The organism is Pontibacter flavimaris (genome assembly GCF_001907195.1).
GTDB lineage: Bacteria > Bacteroidota > Bacteroidia > Cytophagales > Hymenobacteraceae > Pontibacter > Pontibacter flavimaris.
Genome location: NZ_LVWA01000004.1, coordinates 287,883 through 303,504 on the forward strand (window position 1 = coordinate 287,883; position 15,622 = coordinate 303,504).

Annotated in this window: 15 protein-coding genes; 4 read left to right on the plus strand and 11 right to left on the minus strand. The window is 52.7% G+C overall.

All coding sequences use genetic code 11. The features are described 5' to 3' along the window. Positions 1-79: 79 nt before the first annotated feature. Entirely contained in the window at positions 80-1,597 is a 1,518-nt protein-coding gene (locus tag A3841_RS06170) for a malate:quinone oxidoreductase (RefSeq protein WP_139307917.1), read from the plus strand. A gap of 209 nt (positions 1,598-1,806) precedes the next feature. Here A3841_RS06170 and A3841_RS06175 read toward each other — a convergent pair whose 3' ends face one another. The 3 genes from A3841_RS06175 to A3841_RS06185 form a co-directional block, all read right to left on the minus strand. Then, positions 1,807-2,283: a DUF4265 domain-containing protein gene (locus A3841_RS06175; RefSeq protein WP_073851450.1), complete on the minus strand. Its 477-nt coding sequence runs from the start codon at positions 2,281-2,283 to the stop codon at positions 1,807-1,809. 68 nt (positions 2,284-2,351) lie between these two features. Then, entirely contained in the window at positions 2,352-3,578 is a 1,227-nt protein-coding gene (gene gldJ, locus A3841_RS06180; RefSeq protein WP_073851451.1) for a gliding motility lipoprotein GldJ, read from the minus strand. Positions 3,579-3,641: 63 nt separating this feature from the next. Then, a complete protein-coding gene (locus A3841_RS06185) occupies positions 3,642-4,661 on the minus strand; it encodes a PorP/SprF family type IX secretion system membrane protein (RefSeq protein ID WP_073851452.1) in 1,020 nt (339 codons plus the stop codon). A gap of 144 nt (positions 4,662-4,805) precedes the next feature. Here A3841_RS06185 and A3841_RS06190 point away from each other — a divergent pair, with 144 nt between their 5' ends. Together A3841_RS06190 and A3841_RS06195 are read left to right on the plus strand one after the other, a co-directional pair. Beyond that, on the plus strand, positions 4,806-7,823 hold the full coding sequence (locus tag A3841_RS06190) for an AsmA family protein (protein ID WP_073851453.1): 3,018 nt from the start codon (positions 4,806-4,808) through the stop codon (positions 7,821-7,823). A 182-nt stretch (positions 7,824-8,005) separates the two neighbouring features. Beyond that, a complete protein-coding gene (locus A3841_RS06195; RefSeq protein ID WP_073851868.1) occupies positions 8,006-8,797 on the plus strand; it encodes a DUF4382 domain-containing protein in 792 nt (263 codons plus the stop codon). Between the two features lie 143 nt (positions 8,798-8,940). Here the strand turns inward: A3841_RS06195 and A3841_RS06200 are convergent, their stop codons facing one another. The 5 genes from A3841_RS06200 to A3841_RS06220 form a co-directional block, all read right to left on the minus strand. Further along, entirely contained in the window at positions 8,941-9,423 is a 483-nt protein-coding gene (locus A3841_RS06200) for a DinB family protein (protein WP_235861307.1), read from the minus strand. Positions 9,424-9,688: 265 nt separating this feature from the next. After that, positions 9,689-10,069, minus strand: a complete 381-nt coding sequence (locus A3841_RS06205; protein WP_073851454.1) for a diacylglycerol kinase — start codon at positions 10,067-10,069, stop codon at positions 9,689-9,691. A 79-nt stretch (positions 10,070-10,148) separates the two neighbouring features. Continuing rightward, positions 10,149-10,469 carry a peptide-methionine (R)-S-oxide reductase gene (locus A3841_RS06210; RefSeq protein ID WP_073851455.1) on the minus strand — a complete coding sequence of 107 codons (321 nt, stop codon included), beginning with the start codon at positions 10,467-10,469 and terminating at the stop codon, positions 10,149-10,151. Between the two features lie 7 nt (positions 10,470-10,476). After that, positions 10,477-10,878 carry a methionine-R-sulfoxide reductase gene (locus A3841_RS06215; protein WP_073851456.1) on the minus strand — a complete coding sequence of 134 codons (402 nt, stop codon included), beginning with the start codon at positions 10,876-10,878 and terminating at the stop codon, positions 10,477-10,479. Between the two features lie 100 nt (positions 10,879-10,978). Further along, a complete protein-coding gene (locus tag A3841_RS06220) occupies positions 10,979-11,755 on the minus strand; it encodes an SDR family NAD(P)-dependent oxidoreductase (protein WP_073851457.1) in 777 nt (258 codons plus the stop codon). A gap of 413 nt (positions 11,756-12,168) precedes the next feature. Between A3841_RS06220 and A3841_RS06225 the strand changes: the two genes are divergently transcribed. Further along, a complete protein-coding gene (locus A3841_RS06225) occupies positions 12,169-12,486 on the plus strand; it encodes a hypothetical protein (RefSeq protein WP_206073065.1) in 318 nt (105 codons plus the stop codon). A 166-nt stretch (positions 12,487-12,652) separates the two neighbouring features. Here A3841_RS06225 and A3841_RS06230 read toward each other — a convergent pair whose 3' ends face one another. The 3 genes from A3841_RS06230 to A3841_RS06240 all read right to left on the minus strand — a co-directional run bounded on the left by A3841_RS06230 (position 12,653) and on the right by A3841_RS06240 (position 15,606). Then, the gene (locus A3841_RS06230; RefSeq protein ID WP_073851459.1) at positions 12,653-13,591 is read right to left on the minus strand and encodes a TerC family protein; all 939 of its coding nucleotides are present in this window, start codon (positions 13,589-13,591) and stop codon (positions 12,653-12,655) included. A gap of 291 nt (positions 13,592-13,882) precedes the next feature. Beyond that, on the minus strand, positions 13,883-14,674 hold the full coding sequence (locus A3841_RS06235) for a glucose 1-dehydrogenase (RefSeq protein WP_073851460.1): 792 nt from the start codon (positions 14,672-14,674) through the stop codon (positions 13,883-13,885). A gap of 362 nt (positions 14,675-15,036) precedes the next feature. Continuing rightward, positions 15,037-15,606, minus strand: coding sequence for a hypothetical protein (locus A3841_RS06240; protein ID WP_073851461.1), 570 nt, complete (start codon positions 15,604-15,606; stop codon positions 15,037-15,039). Positions 15,607-15,622 lie beyond the last annotated feature (16 nt).

Sequence of the window (15,622 nt, forward strand, 5' to 3'; positions counted from 1 at the left end):
CCGCTTTTTTCCGTAGTTCAAGTTAATTGCTTTTGCCGCCCCCAGGCGGCAGGCTGATAAATCAAGAAAGTATACTATGATGCATAACAACGAGGAAAAGGATATTATAGGGCCCGATGTGGTACTGATAGGCGCGGGGATCATGAGCGCCACGCTGGGCATGATGCTGAAGGAACTGAACCCGGACCTGAAAATTGAAGTGCTGGAAAGACTGGACATGGCCGCCGCCGAGAGCTCGGATGCCTGGAACAACGCCGGCACCGGCCACTCCGCCTTCTGCGAACTGAACTATACCCCTGAGCAACCCGACGGCTCCATCGACATCTCCAAAGCCATTCGCATTGCCGAGTCGTTCGAGATATCGAAGCAGTTCTGGGCTTACCTCATCAAGAACAGGATCATCGAGCTGCCTACCTCCTTTATCCGGAACATACCGCACATCAGCTTTGTGTGGGGCCACGACAATGTGAACTTCCTGCGGAAGCGCTACGAGGCGATGGTGCAGTGCCACCTGTTTAAAGGCATGGTTTATACTGAGGACCACAGGGAGTTAAAAGAGTGGATACCGCTGGTGATGAATGGCCGTGACAGCAGCGAGCCTGTGGCTGCCACGCGTATGGACCTGGGCACAGACGTGAACTTCGGGGCGCTCACGCGGAGTATGTTCAGGTACTTGCAGGAGGAGAACAACGTGATCACGCACTTCACCCATGAGGTGCGGAAACTGCGGCAGGTGGAGGACGGCCGCTGGCGCATCACGGTAAAGAACCTGAAGACCGGCGAGAAGCGCAAGATCTACTCCCGCTACGTGTTTATTGGTGCCGGCGGGGGCGCGTTGCCGCTGCTGGAGAAATCGGATATCCCCGAGGGCAAGGGCTACGGCGGTTTCCCGGTGAGCGGGCAGTGGCTCAGGTGCACGAACCGCGACGTAATTGAGCAGCACGAGGCGAAAGTATACGGGAAGGCCGCTGTGGGCTCGCCACCCATGTCAGTGCCGCACCTGGACACGCGCTACATCAACGGCAAGCGCGAGCTGCTGTTCGGCCCTTATGCGGGCTTCTCCACTAAGTTCCTGAAAAAAGGCTCTTTCCTGGATCTGCCCCGTTCAATCAAGGCTGGTAACCTGCGCCCCATGCTGTCGGCCGGCATCCGGAACATGGACCTGACCCGCTACCTGATAGACCAGGTGCGGCAGACGCCGGATGAGCGGGTGGAGGCCCTGAAGGATTACTTCCCTAACGCCAGGCCCGAGGACTGGGAACTGGCGGTAGCCGGCCAGCGGGTGCAGATCATCAAAAAAGACCCTGATAAAGGAGGTGTGCTGGAGTTTGGAACAGAGATAGTGAGTGGTGCCAATTGTACCCTGGCCGCGCTGCTCGGCGCCTCTCCGGGTGCCTCCACGGCGGTGTCTATTATGCTGGGGCTGCTGGAGCGCTGCTTTATGCACCGCATCAACACCGACGAGTGGCAGGAAAAACTGAAAGAGATGATTCCCTCCTACGGGCAATCCCTGAGCGGTAACCCGGCCCTGCTGGACCAGGTGAGAAACTACACCAGCGAGGTGCTGGGGCTGGTGCCGGCGGTGGAGAAGAAGTAGAACACCCAACAAAGTATAATCCTGGCGGGAGATAAAGTATAGCTATCTCCGCTAGGGCTTCTAAGCATGGCATTCGCTTAGCAAGGCTCCACCCACGTGCTCGCGGGGGCAAGCCACATCAGGATAAAGTATGAGCAGCGGCCAGTTCCTCCCGGGCACTTTATACTTTCAGCGTCTTTTGCCTGATGCTCTTTTGTCCGTGCCTTTCCCTAACTACTCGTCTGCTCGCGGTGCACGTCAGACAGGGAGGGCTCGGCAAACTCTATTTCCTCACCGGCCTCCAGGTCGTCCAGTAGCTCTTTCACCACGGCGTAGTTGATGGTCAGGGGCACCTCCAGCACAAAGAAATCCGCATTCACCTCCACCGACACGCAGCCAAGCTGGGCAAACTTCTTCCGGATCTCCAGCAGCGGCGTGTGCTCGTTCTGGCGGATAACCTGTATCGTGGAGTTGCCTGATGGCGTTACCGTTTCCTGGTAGAGCAGCCCCTCCTCCATCGAGTCATACTTGGCGCGCACGATATCTTCGGTGGCAATAAGCGGCACATAGTAGGGGATGCTGTCGATTTTGTAGAGGCCCTGTGCGGCGTCCACCTCCTGTGCCCAGAGCGTCTCTACCATCTCGCGCTCAAACACATCGCTGTAGAAACGGAAAATGATCTGGTGGCCTTGCTTGTTCTCGCTCATGAAAAAAGTATAAAAGTAAAAAGCCCGAAGCGTGAGCCCGGGCTTTTTATATGAATGTGATGTTTGTCTTACTTGTTAGAGCCAGCGTTGATCATGGCGCAACGGAAGCCGATCGTGGCTGTTGAGGAGTCCTGCGACATGAAGCGGCGGGTACCCGGTGACAGCCAGTAAGCTACGTCTTTCCAGGAGCCTCCCTTATAAACGCGAACCTCATCGCTCACCAGGGAGTGGTATCCTTCGCTGGAGTCATAGTTAGTGGACTCATCCAGGAAACCATCGCGACGGAACGGGTTCAGGTCTTCCACATCCTGAAAAGAAAGCGGGCGGTACACGTCCTGTACCCACTCGTTCACGTTGCCAGCCATGTTGTACAGGCCGAAATCGTTTGGAGGGTATGCATAGATGTAGTCCGTGATCATGGCACCGTCGTTCAGGGAGCCAGCGATACCGGCGTAGTCACCACGGCCGCGCTTAAAGTTGGCCAGGAACTTACCCATCTGCTTGCCATAAGGGTTACGTACCTGGTGGCCGTCCCATGGGTACATGCGGCGGTTGTTCTGGTTTTCATCTTCGGTATACTGCGTGCCGATCATGGCCTGAGCAGCATACTCCCACTCAGCCTCCGTTGGGAGACGGTAGTTCGGCAGCACATAGCCAGACTCGATAGACGGTCTCTCGCCCTCTGTCGTTTCGTCGCTGCCTCCGCGGCCAAAAAGGCCTCTTCTGCCACCGCCGCTAGCCTGCTGGGCAAGTATGTTGTTTACTTTGTTGGTGCGCCATACGGTAAAGTCGTTAGCCTGCAGCCAGCTTACCCCCACCACCGGGAAGAAGCGGAAACCAGGGTAACGCAGGTAGTACGTCACGTATGGGTCGTTAAAGGAAAGTTGCTGAGACCATACCGTCGTGTCAGGCAGGGCCGCCTCGTACACTTCGGGCAGTGAGTCGCGCTTCAGGTCGTGCAGGTACTCCAGCCAGTGGATGTTGGCCACCTCTGTTTCGTCCATATAGAAAGAGGCCACGGTCACGGTACGCTCGATGTTGTCGCGTGTCATGGCGATATCCTCTTCCATAGAGCCAAGCACGGTGCGGCCACCCTCTATAAAGATCAGGCCCGGGCCCTGTGGGAACTCAGCGTAGTCGGCAACATCAAAAGCATCTTCATCTTCGCCATACTCAGCGCCAGTGGCAGAGCTGTAAGCACCTGGGTCAGTGCTGGTTGGCTGGCCGCCTTTGGAGCAAGCCGTTAACAGGAACCCTCCTAACACTGCAGCCGATAAATACTTGATTAACTTCATAAAATAGTACCTAATTAAGATAAGGTTCTTGTAACGTAAATTAATGTGCAATTATAAATAATATTAGAATGCCGGGCAAACAATGCTTCTGTTAATTTTACTCTTTAAGCGGCTTCTAAACAAATTGTTAATATCGGCACGTTCAAAAACAAGCGAAACCTCGTTGGTGCCGCCTACTTCCCTGCTCATTCCCCGCAGGCCCACATCGTGGCTGAAGCCTACCCGGAGCTGCTTCAGCTGAAGCCCCGCAATTACGGACAAGGATTGGTCCTGGTTAGTTCCACCAACCACGGGTACTCCTTTGTATATTATCCCTAACGTCAGGGGCGTGTATTTAGTATAGAGGCCTATATCTAATCTTTTAGAACTTTGCTGATGTATAAATGTGGCCGCCGGCGTAAAGCTTAGTTCAAATAGCTGGCCCTGGTCCTCATAAGACCTGGCGTAAAATTTGTAGCCGGCCACGGCCGTGAAGCGCAGCGGCAATTCGGTTTCCCGGCTCAACTCATAGGTTGGCCGGTTGAGGTGAGCCGCCGTCAGCCCCACCCAGGCCTGCTCCGAGTAGAACAGGCCGCCCACGGTAAAGTCAAGGTAAGTGTTTGGGCTGAACTCCATTACCTCTGCCGACCTTACCGCCATCATGCCGTTGTCGGATAGCTGATCCCCGAAAACAAGGTTGCCGTAATCCAGATTGAGGCGGGCCATACTTGCCTGAAGCCCCGCTGAGAAAGCCCAGCTATCATTAATGGAAGTATGATAGGCGTAGCCCAGCCCGGCCTGCAGTTTCTTCAGGCCGCCCACGCCGGCGCGGTCCTGCAACAAAAGCAGGCTAATTGCACTTTTCGAATCAGGGATGCGCAGGTCGGCGGCCAGTGCGTTGGTAATAAAGGAGCCATTGAGCGAGGGCCACTGCTTGCGGTGCGAGAGCCCCACGCTCCAGCTGTGGCCGAGGCCGGCAAAGGCGGGGTTCAGGTACAGGCGGTTGGCGTACTGCTGCGTGTGCTGCACATCCTGGGCCACGGCAAGGGCGGCGCACAGGCAGGCCGTGCATAGCAGCAATATCTTCTTTAAACCTGAACCCATACGTTGCAATTTAATCCAAAAGCTACTCTTTAGCTGGTTGCGCGAGGTCCTGTCGCAAATCCAAAGTATAAAGTAGCACGATTTTAGCTATAATTTCTATAGTTTAGCTTTTACATCCGTAATACACCAAAACTACTACAACTCATGAAAAAAGTGGCCATTGGCTTTTTTATCTTTCTGGCCCTGCTGCTCGGCGCGGCGGTGCTGGTGCCTGTTATTTTCAAGGATAAAATCAAACTCGCCCTCGATCAGCAAATCTCCGAAAGTATAAATGCACAGGTTCTTTACAAGACCGATGACGTGAGTCTGTCGCTGTTCCGTGATTTCCCGAACCTGTCGCTGGGCGTGGAGAACCTTGCGGTAGTGGGCGTGGACTCCTTTGCCACCGATACCCTGGCCCGCATCCCCTCCTTCCGGATGGGCCTGAACCTGATGAGCGTTTTCGGGGACGAACTGAAGGTAAACTCCGTGACCCTGGAGGAGCCTGTGATTCGCCTGATCGTGCTCAAGAGCGGCAGAGCCAACTGGGATATTATGAAGGAGGATACCGCTGCCACGATAGACACCGACACTACTGCCTCCGACTTTAACATGGCCATCAAGGGCTGGAAAGTGAACAATGGCACCATCTTCTACGACGACCTGAGCATTCCGTTTGGCTTTGCGGCCTACAACGTGCAGCACAGCGGTAGCGGCGACTTCGAGAAAGACGTGTTCGACATGGACTCCAAAACCACAGCCGACCGCTTCGTGATGACCTATAACGGCACCAACTACGTGGAGAACGCCCGCCTGGACGCCGACGTGACCATGGCCATGGACCTGAACCAGTCGCTTTACACTTTCAAGGACAACAACATCCGCATCAACGAGTTTCCGTTCCAGTTTGCCGGCACCATCCTGATGCCCGAGGAACCTATCGACTTCGACCTGACCTTCAGCGCTACCGAAACCGACTTCAGAAACGTGCTGTCGGTGGTGCCGGGCATGTACAGCGAGGAGTTTGAAAACATCAAGACAGAGGGCAAACTGAGCTTCGATGGCTACTTCAAGGGCCGCATGATCGACACGCTCATGCCGGGCTATGGCGTGGATCTGAAGGTGATGGAAGGCTTTTTCCAGTACCCGGACCTGCCGGAGGCCGCAAGAAATATTAACGTAGACATGAGCGTGGCCAGTAAAGACGGCACGCCACAGAACACCGACATCAACATCCGCCAGTTCCACATGGACCTGGGCAAGAACCCGGTTGACGCCAAGGTGGTGATCAAGGGCCTGGAGACGATGCAGGTGGACGGCAACGTGAAGGCGAACGTGGACCTGGCCGAACTGACCAAAGTATACCCCGTGGAAGGAATGACGCTGCGCGGCCTGCTGAAAGTGGACGCCGATGCAAAGGGCACCTACTCCGAGACAAGCATGCCGGTGATAGACGCCGACCTGAACCTGACCAACGGCTACATCAAGTCCAAGGATTTCCCGGCGCCGATCCAGAACCTGCACATGGTGACCAATGTGCGCAACACCACCGGCAACACCGACGATACCCGCATCAACATCGAGCGCTTTAACATGACGCTGGATGGCGAGCCGCTGGAAGGCCGCATGCTGATTGCCGGAATTGACAAGCCCGCTTTCGACGGGCGCATCAAAGGGATACTGGACCTGGAGAAGCTGACAAAGATCTTCCCGCAGGAAGGCATGACGGTGACCGGCCGCATCAATGCGGACGTAACGGCCAAAGGCAAACTCAGCGATATAGAGGCTGAAAAGTATAACAACGTGGTGGCTAACGGCACCATGGCCATCCATAACCTGAATTTTGTGAGCACCGATTTGCCGCAGGGCTTCAAAATTGCGAAGGCCAACGCCACCTTTAACAACGAGCGCGTGAACCTGCAGAACATGAGCGGCCACTTGGGCAAAAGTGATTTCCAGGCAAACGGCACGGTATCAAACTACATCGGCTATGCCCTGGCTGAGGACCAGCCACTGCGCGGCAGCTTCAACCTGAGCTCCAACACCTTTGATGTGAACGAGTGGATGGTGGACGAAACTTCCGGCGAGCCGGTGGAGGGAGCTGAAGAAGGCGTGGTGGAAGTGCCGGCCAACCTCGACCTGGCCCTGAACATCGACGCCAAACAGGTGCTGTACTCTAACCTGAAGCTAAACAATATGAGCGGCCAGGTGCTGGTAAAGGATCAGGTGGCTAAGCTGAATAAAGTCACGTTCAACACGCTGGGTGGTGCCTTTGCCGCCAGCGGCAGCTATAATACCAAGAGCCTGCAGAAGCCGCTCTTCGACATGAAGCTCGACATCCAGAACCTGGGTTTCAAGGAGGCTTTCAACTCCTTTAACACGGTGCAGGTTTTTGCCCCGATCGCCAAGCTGCTGGAGGGTAAGTTCTCCACCAATTTTGCCTTTGCCGGCGAGTTGGGCCAGGACATGGTACCGGTTTTCCAGACGTTGGATGGCTCCGGGGTGATCAACGTGCTGCGCGCCGCCGTGCGCGACGTGCCGATCGTGGACAAGATCAGCAACCTGACGCACTTTGAGGAGCTGCGCAGCTTCGTGATCGAGAACAAGAAAATAGACGCCCAGATCATAGACGGCAAGCTGGTGGTGAAGCCCTTCGACCTTAAAATTGGCGACATCAACATGGCGGTGGGGGGCAGCACAGCCGCAAACGGCAACATGGACTTCACCACCGCCCTGAACGTGCCTACCGGTAAGGTGGGCCAGCAGCTCGGCTCCAGGCTAACAGGTATACTAGGGGCAAACCAGAGCCTGGTGAATACCGAGCGCGTGACCCTGAACCTGAGCGTGGGCGGCACTTTCAGCGACCCGAAAGTATCCCTGGCGGGTGGCTCCGTAAAACAGAAAGCCGCTGACATAGTGGAGAACGTGGTGCAGGAGAAGCTGAACGTGGTGAAGCAGCAGGCCGACGCCCGCAAGCAGCAACTGCAGGACAGTGTAAACGCGGAGGTGGACCGTAGAAAGCAGGAACTGGAGCGCAAGGCACAGGAGGAACTGCAGAAGAAGCGCCAGGAGGCGGAGCAGCAGATACAGAAGCAGGCCACCGATAAGGTGGGCGGCTTCCTGAGGCAGATCACCAAGCCGAAGACCACCACACCGCCCGACACCACGAAAAATCAGCAGTAAGTTTCTTAAAGTATAAAACCGCTGGAGAATCAGCGGATTAGCACAAATCCAGCAGTAGAGGAAGCTCCTGCTGGATTTTATTTTCTTCCTACTATATATTAGAGTGCAACTTTTCGCCGTTATGGTATGTAAAAGGAGCTTTCCTGAAAGCATAGTGTTTTAAACCAATGCAATTTAAAATGATGAAAAAAAGATTTTTTCTCCCTTTACTGCTAAGCGGACTGATTGGATTCAGCTCATGCGACAGCGACAATGATGGCAGCGGCACAGCCCGCATGGAAGTGCGCATGACCGATGCGCCCGGTGATTATGATGAGGTGAACGTTGAGATCGAGTCGGTGCAGATACACAGGGAAGAAGGTGATGGCGAGGAAGGCTGGATAACGCTGGATGAAATCCATCCGGGCGTGTACAACCTGCTGGACTTTGCCAATGGCCGCGATACGCTGCTGGCCAGCGCAGAGCTGCCGGTAGGACATATCTCCCAGATCAGGCTGGTGCTTGGCGACAATAACTCGGTGAAGCTGAAGAACGGGGATGTGATCGACCTGAAAACCCCAAGTGGCCAGACATCCGGCGTAAAACTGAAGATCGATGCTACCCTCGAGGATGACGTAACCTACATGGTGCTGCTCGATTTCGACGCGGCCCGTTCGGTAGTGCCGAAGGGCAACGGCGGCTATAACCTGAAGCCGGTGATCCGCACCATCACGCAGGCCATTGCCGGCGGTATTAAGGGAACGGTTACGCCAGCAGAGTATAAGCCGGGCATTTACGTGATTTCGGCAGAGAACGACACCATAGGTGGTTTCGCCAGCGACAACGGCGAGTTCCTCATCAAAGGCGTTCCTGCCGGAACGTATAGAGTGGAGTTCATTACCCAGTATGGGGAGCACAACAAGACAATCGAAAACGTGAGCGTATCGCAGAACCAGATCAAAGACCTGGGCGTGGTCATGCTGCCGCAGGAGTAATCTTTGACAAAGGATAGTTTGACAAAAGACTGTTAGACAAAGGACAGAAAAGGAGCCTCTCTATTCGGGAGGCTCCTTTTCTTTTTAAGAATATTTCCTTCCAAGGAAGGGGGCGGTTATACTTTTCGCCCATTGTCTAAAGCTTAAAACACCTGGCCCATCAGCTCGCGCACGTAAGTTACGTAGTCGGTGTTGGGCGGGGTGTGGCCGTTCTTGCGCAGGTCGGTGGCCACCTGGGCGCGGTGGTAGGTAGCGTGGTTAAAGGCGTGAGTCAGGATGTCGAGCACGCGGGTGCTGTACTTGTTGCCCTGGCTGTTGGTGTAGTCGATCAGGCGGTTGAACTCCGCCTCGTCGGCGTTTGTCACAAGCTCCGCAATCCTATACGAGGCGCTTTTGTGCAGCTCCTTCAGCTCCTCCAGGTTATGCTCCTGCCATACTTTAACCGGGCTCTGCGTGCCGGTGATGCGGGCGATCCAGATAGCCTGCGCGTTCAGGGCGTGGCTAAGCAGGCGCAGCGAGTTATTGGGTACCTGCGGCAGTTTGCTGAACACATCCAGCATGGTCTGGTTGGCCCAGATATTATACTCTGATAGGTTTTTCAGTACGTCGTTTCCGGTCATGGTCATTAACTTATTCTATTGTCTTCTCAAATTACGGTTTCACCCTGGCGCTGATCGGGAAAGGGGCCCGCGGCCGGTAAGCAAGTATGCTTCATGGCCCTGCAGGTAGAATGGCGGACGCTCGCAGCTGCCTCTGCCCTATTCTGTGGAGCTGCCTCTTTTAAATGCCTTATGCCGATCCCGGCTGGTTAAGCAGGCAATTTAAGCATTTTCCTGGATGTCGCGACATTGAAATTGGCGCAAAGCTGCGCCTACACGTACCGAGGCAGGTTTAAAAGTATACCTTGGCAAGCGCCAGCAGGTAGGGCAGGAAGATGATGGCGCCGATAAGGGCAGCCGTGATGGCCGCTACCAGCACAGCACCGGCGGCCAGGTCCTTTGCCCGGCCTGCCAGCTGGTTAAAGTCCGGCGACACCAGGTTCACCACCGTCTCGATGGCGGTGTTGATGATTTCAGCCGTTACCACCAGCCCCATACTTCCCACCAGCAGGCACCATTCCGTTTTCGTGACATCAAAAGTATAGCCCACCACCACCACCGCTATAGCCGCCAGCACGTGCAGGCGCATGTGCGGCTCCGACCTGACGGCAGCACTAATCCCCCGGAAGGCGAACCGGAAGCTGTTGAAGCGTTTTTTGAGGTAGGCGCGCAAGTATAAAAGGCTTTAGGGCGAAGTATACATTCAGAAACCTGTACGGTTTATACTTTAGAGGGTAAGCAATATCACGTTTTCACGGCTGCTGCTGTTCCGGGTCAAAGGTAATAGAATCGGCGTTAATGCAATAGCGCACGTGGGTTGGGGTGCGGGCATCCTCGAACAGGTGGCCCAGGTGCTGCCCGCAGTGGCGGCAGAGAAGCTGTATCCGGTCTCTGCCATATGTATCCAGCGGGTTTTGCTGTACGTTATCCCCCACCTGCGCCCAGAAACTCGGGAAGCCGGAACCTACCTTAAACCTGGTACTGGCTTCAAAAAGTATAGATTTGCAGGCTGAGCAAGTATAAAAGCCGCGTTGCTGCCCGTTTTCCGTTACCTTGCCCCTGTGCCTGAACATGCCCGGTTTATACTTCCTTCTCCAGGTCGTCTACGGCCACAAACTTCATCGAGAGGGAGTTTACGCAGTGGCGGATGTTCTTCGGGGTAAGGTACTCGCCCTCGAACACGTGCCCCAGGTGCGCCTCGCAGTTGGCGCATACAATCTCGGTACGGCGGCCATCGGCGTCCGGCACGCGTTTTACGGCTCCGGTTATCTCATCATCAAAGCTCGGCCAGCCGCAGCTCGATTCAAACTTATACTCCGAAGTATAAAGCGGGGCGTTGCAGCGGCGGCACAAATACACCCCTTCTGCCTTATGGGTGTTATACTCGCCGGTACCCGGGTACTCGGTGCCTTTGTTCACGATGATGCGGGCTTCTTCCGGTGTAAGCTTATTATACTCTGATGGGTCTTTCGCTACTTTCATGGTTTATACTTTGTGGTAAGGTAATCTATACTTGTGTCAACAAACAATGCGCCGCAAGGTTTAGAGTGGTCTTTTAGCCGGTTTATACTTTATACTTTGGTTAAGCCCCCTGCCCTACGTGCTGCGACAGGCCGCCGTCCATAAAGTAGCTGGAGCCGGTAACATAGTCCGAATCCGACGAGGCCAGGAACAGCGCCACCTTCGCGATCTCCTCTGGCTTGCCGGCGCGCTTCATGGGGATGTTCTGCTCGCTCTCCTGTCGCGCCTTTTTATCATCGATGGCCTTTTGGTTCATGGGGGTCAGGATCATGCCGGGGCAGATGTTGTTCACGTTGATGCCGTCCTCGGCCAACTCCAGCGCCAGAGTGCGGGTGAGGTTGCGCACGGCGGCCTTGGAGGCGCAGTAGTCAGCCGTGCCGGCGGCTACGATCTCCTCATGCACCGACGACACGTTGACGATCTTGCCCTTGCCGCCCTTTTGCTGGCGGTGGCGGATAAAGGCGCGGCAGCAGAAGAAGGTGCCGTAGAGGTTGGTGCGGATGGTGCGGTCAAACACCTCGGTGTCCATGTCGGCCACGTTAATGCCCGAGCCGTTCACGGCGGCGTTGTTCACCAGGATATCTATACTTCCGAACTCCTCCAGGGCTTGCCTGAACAGCTGCTCCACGCGCTGCTCATCGCTGATGTCGACCTGAAGTATAATCCCCCTCCGGTTTTGCTTTTCAACCTCCTGCAGTGTTTCCTCAGCGCCTTCCTTATCGGAGTGGTAGCAGATAACCACGTCTGCGCCTTCTCTGGCGAATTCTATTGCTGTTGCCCTGCCAATGCCCGAGTCTGAGCCTGTGATCAGGGCGATCTTGCCTTTAAGCTTGTCCATAAACCTATCGTTTGGTGTCGTGAAAATCGTCTGTTGAGAATGCTTTAGGTAACATACTGCCTGTATGGCCTAAGGGTTTGATGCCGGGCCTGTTGTGGGGTGCTGCGGTAAATTATAATAACCAAATAATTTTTTGGCGTTTGTAAAGAACAAGAGCAGGGGCAGCCTCGTTTTTATAGTACAAGCAATAAATCAATATAGATAAGTTGATGGATGGAACAGGCTGCCACAGGACTGCCTGGATGGGATGAGTCTTTTATATTATTTATTCATATCTAAAGTTAATTGCTATGAGTTCTTACACTTCCTTTTTTAGAAATTTATTTGGCCTCAAGGACCAGCCTTCAGGAGCCAGAGAGCCACGACAGGTAGTAGTTACCTCTTCCTCACAGCCAGAGGTTTTGCAGAAAGTAATGCGGGAAGAAAACTTATCTCACGGGGAGACCGTGATGGCAAACCTGTCCCCGGTGCGCCTGGAGAAGAACAGGGGGAAGATGGTGCTGTATTTCTGCCCGATGAAGTCCATGGAGGTGCTCAACACCCTTGCTGCCGGCGACGGAGGGGGCATCCCCGGACAGGTTACGGTAGAAGGCCTGTCTATCCCCAGGGAACTGAAGGAAGGGCTGTATACGCTTAGAAACGTGACAGTAACCTCCAACGGCACCATGCAGGTAAGGGCAACAGACCAAACCGAATGGAAAGCTGCCTACTCGGACCTTTATAGTTGGTAAGGGCAGCGGGAGTTGATCGGGACCAGAGAAAGAACCATATAACACAGGGAGAACAGGATCAGGATACATTGAAATAGGCCCATAAACTAAAAAGCAGCTCCGTGTGGAGCTGCTTTTTAGTTTATGGGAAAAGTATAATGCTTCCATCAGATGGCAGGAGTCGTTATCACACCCCCTGTCCGTCTATTCTGTTGTCGTTCCTGGTTTTCAAAAAGGACAGCACGATGCTGCCGATCAGGATGATGGCGATTACAAGCAGGGAAATAAAGGTAGGGATCTTGAAGATATCGACCAGCAACATTTTTGAGCCTACAAATACCAGAATCACAGCCAGCCCGTAGGACAGGTAAACAAAGCGGTCCACGACATGGGCCAGGGCAAAATACATAGAGCGCAGGCCCAGAATAGCAAAAACGTTTGACGTATAGACGATGAACTGGTCCTGGGTAATGGCAAGGATGGCCGGAATACTGTCCACCGCAAAGATCAGGTCGGTGGTTTCGATGAGTATGAGCACAAGGAACAGCGGGGTCGCATACTTCTTGCCGTCTAGCTTCACGAAGAATTTATCGCCATGCAACTGGTTTGTAACCGGCATAATCCTTCTGAAAAACTTGATGACCGGGTTCTTTTCCGGGTCCATCTTCTTATCCTTCTCGGTAAACATTTTGTAGCCGGTGTAGATCAGGAAGGCGCCGAAAATGTAGATGCTCCAGTGAAACTTCTCGATCAGGGCAACGCCGGCAAAGATAAAGATCACACGCATGACCAAAGCGCCCAGAATACCCCAGAACAGGATCTTGTGCTGGTAAATGGCAGGGATCTGGAAATAGCCGAACACAAGCACAAACACGAATATATTATCGATGCTCAACGATTTCTCGATCAGGTAGCCGGTCAGGAACTCTATGGCTTTAGCCTCGCCGAACCAGTAATAAACAAGACCGTTGAAAGCTAGGGCAAGGCTGATCCAGACACCTGTCCAGGTCAGTGCTTCCTTAACGGATACGACATGTGCCTTCCGGTTAAAAACCCCCAGGTCGAGGGCAAGCATAAGCAGGACGAATACGTTGAACCCAATCCAGAATGAGGCAGTTACTTCCATAAGTGTCTATTAATTTTGACAAGCTGCAATTCCTGTAGGTCGTTTGGTTTAGGAAAGGCCGCTTTTGTTTACAAAATTAATCAGATTGTGTTCTAAGCGTGTGGTGCTTTTAACCATAGGCCTTAAATCAAGATAGAAAACAAGAAAAGCAGCCTAAACAGCAGCTGCTTTTCCCTCAACTATATAGTATAGGTGTAAGTTTATGGTTCAATTTCCGGACTCGGTTCCTGAAGCCACACTTCAATTGAGATCAACGCGATAATTATTTAACCGGGCCTGCGGACGCCCTGTTTAAGGGTTTCCGTACATATTTGACTCACCGCCATCAATCGCTATGGTCTGGCCGTTTACATAAGAGGCGGCTTCGCTTAACAGAAATGCCACTACTTTGGCTACTTCTTCGGGCAAGCCCAGGCGCCTGGTCGGGTTTCGTTGGGCATAGTCGGCTTCGGCGGCTTTAGGGTCATCGGGGTTTACTTCTCTGAAGGCTTCGGCCACCATAGGCGTAAGTATGGCACCCGGTGCAATGGCGTTGGTTATGATCCCATCTTTACCATATTCAAGGGCCGCGTTTTTTGTCATGCCGGACACGGCGTGCTTGCTGGCAACATAGGCTACCTGGTTTAGTACGCCCCGTATGCCTCCTACTGAGGCCACATTTACAATGCGCCCATACTTTTGCTTCTGCATCACCGGAATGACATAGCGCATGCCGTAATAAACACCCATCAGGTTAATATCGATCACCTTCTTGAAAACATCGATATCGTACTCGATCATCGGTGCCTGCTTGCCCTCGATCCCGGCGTTATTGTAGAGCCCATCTATGCGGCCAAATGCTTTCTCGGTTTCAGAAACGTACTTTTTAACGTCTTCTTCCTTGGATGCATCGCCTACTACCGTAATAATCTTTGCTGAAGAGAATTCTTTGCTCAGGTCGTTAGCCGTATCCGAAAGCTGGTCTTTGTTGAAATCCATCAAGGTAAGGTTTGCCCCTTGGCTCGCCAGCTCTTTTGCTGCCGCCAGCCCCAGCCCCATGGCAGCGCCGGTGATAATAATAGATTTCTGATCGAATGTTTTCATTGTGGTTTATAGTTAAGTGTAGAACTCAGTAAGTATGGCAGGCCTCTGATTTCTGCTTTTCAGAAGTACAGTGTAGAAGCCCGAAAAATAACTTGGGTGATGAAGGAAAGCAGGGAAGTGTGAACTAGGAATTATACGGCGGAAGGCAGGTTTCCGCTAAAGCCACCTATAGTTGGACGTTTGGAGAGTAGGGTTGCGCAGCTATGGTAACATTCATCCCGCAAGTTTGAGCGTAGCGGTAACTTATGGGGAAGTATGGGGCCAGTTTGCAACTGGCAAAAGTATGAACATGAAAAAAGCCAGTTACAAACTGGCTTCAAAGTATAACCACAAGTTGCGCTGGCGCTAAACTTGCGGGATAATTAAAGATGTTTTAAAATCTTCTTGTTAATAGTATCATCAATCCTATTAACAACCTTTAAAATCCAACTCGGTAATCTATCACATTCAAGAAGAACATTTAACCATAATTTATTTTCTTCTACTGTACAATCGAGTTCATGGAACAAATTTTTTATTTTCTTAGGATACTTCCCTCCATCTTCAAACTTCCCTTTATAATGCACGACTTCATTTCTTATAAAGATTATCATTTCAAATGATTGAAAAGGTTCTTTAGAGCTATCCCAAGAATTTTCATTTAGAAGTATGCATAAAAGGTTAAACTTTTCTATTACTGAAATCTTTCTTTGTACATCTGTGACAGCTTTTATTGAAGAGTGAAGTTTCGTCCTAGTATCAATCTCAAAAACAGCAATGAACTCATTAATTTTAGCCTCAATGTAGGTAACAGCATATAGAATGGCTGTTAAGTTCTTCTGATGTATAGATAGGAAATCCGTAACTTGGGATGGGGTAGTAATAGAATTCGCAATGCTTTCTAAACCAACTATAAATTGGCTGCTCAAGTTGTATCTCTGTTTTGTTCCCATTTAAAGCTATTTACTT

What these genes read in the sequence shown, in the direction of transcription:
- A3841_RS06170 (WP_139307917.1), top strand. Translation starts at nt 80, where the DNA reads ATGCATAACAACGAGGAAAAGGATATTATAGGGCCCGATGTGGTACTG.
- A3841_RS06175 (WP_073851450.1), bottom strand. Translation starts at nt 2,283, where the DNA reads ATGAGCGAGAACAAGCAAGGCCACCAGATCATTTTCCGTTTCTACAGC.
- gldJ (WP_073851451.1), bottom strand. Translation starts at nt 3,578, where the DNA reads ATGAAGTTAATCAAGTATTTATCGGCTGCAGTGTTAGGAGGGTTCCTG.
- A3841_RS06185 (WP_073851452.1), bottom strand. Translation starts at nt 4,661, where the DNA reads ATGGGTTCAGGTTTAAAGAAGATATTGCTGCTATGCACGGCCTGCCTG.
- A3841_RS06190 (WP_073851453.1), top strand. Translation starts at nt 4,806, where the DNA reads ATGAAAAAAGTGGCCATTGGCTTTTTTATCTTTCTGGCCCTGCTGCTC.
- A3841_RS06195 (WP_073851868.1), top strand. Translation starts at nt 8,006, where the DNA reads ATGAAAAAAAGATTTTTTCTCCCTTTACTGCTAAGCGGACTGATTGGA.
- A3841_RS06200 (WP_235861307.1), bottom strand. Translation starts at nt 9,423, where the DNA reads ATGACCATGACCGGAAACGACGTACTGAAAAACCTATCAGAGTATAAT.
- A3841_RS06210 (WP_073851455.1), bottom strand. Translation starts at nt 10,469, where the DNA reads ATGTTCAGGCACAGGGGCAAGGTAACGGAAAACGGGCAGCAACGCGGC.
- A3841_RS06215 (WP_073851456.1), bottom strand. Translation starts at nt 10,878, where the DNA reads ATGAAAGTAGCGAAAGACCCATCAGAGTATAATAAGCTTACACCGGAA.
- A3841_RS06220 (WP_073851457.1), bottom strand. Translation starts at nt 11,755, where the DNA reads ATGGACAAGCTTAAAGGCAAGATCGCCCTGATCACAGGCTCAGACTCG.
- A3841_RS06225 (WP_206073065.1), top strand. Translation starts at nt 12,169, where the DNA reads ATGCGGGAAGAAAACTTATCTCACGGGGAGACCGTGATGGCAAACCTG.
- A3841_RS06230 (WP_073851459.1), bottom strand. Translation starts at nt 13,591, where the DNA reads ATGGAAGTAACTGCCTCATTCTGGATTGGGTTCAACGTATTCGTCCTG.
- A3841_RS06235 (WP_073851460.1), bottom strand. Translation starts at nt 14,674, where the DNA reads ATGAAAACATTCGATCAGAAATCTATTATTATCACCGGCGCTGCCATG.
- A3841_RS06240 (WP_073851461.1), bottom strand. Translation starts at nt 15,606, where the DNA reads ATGGGAACAAAACAGAGATACAACTTGAGCAGCCAATTTATAGTTGGT.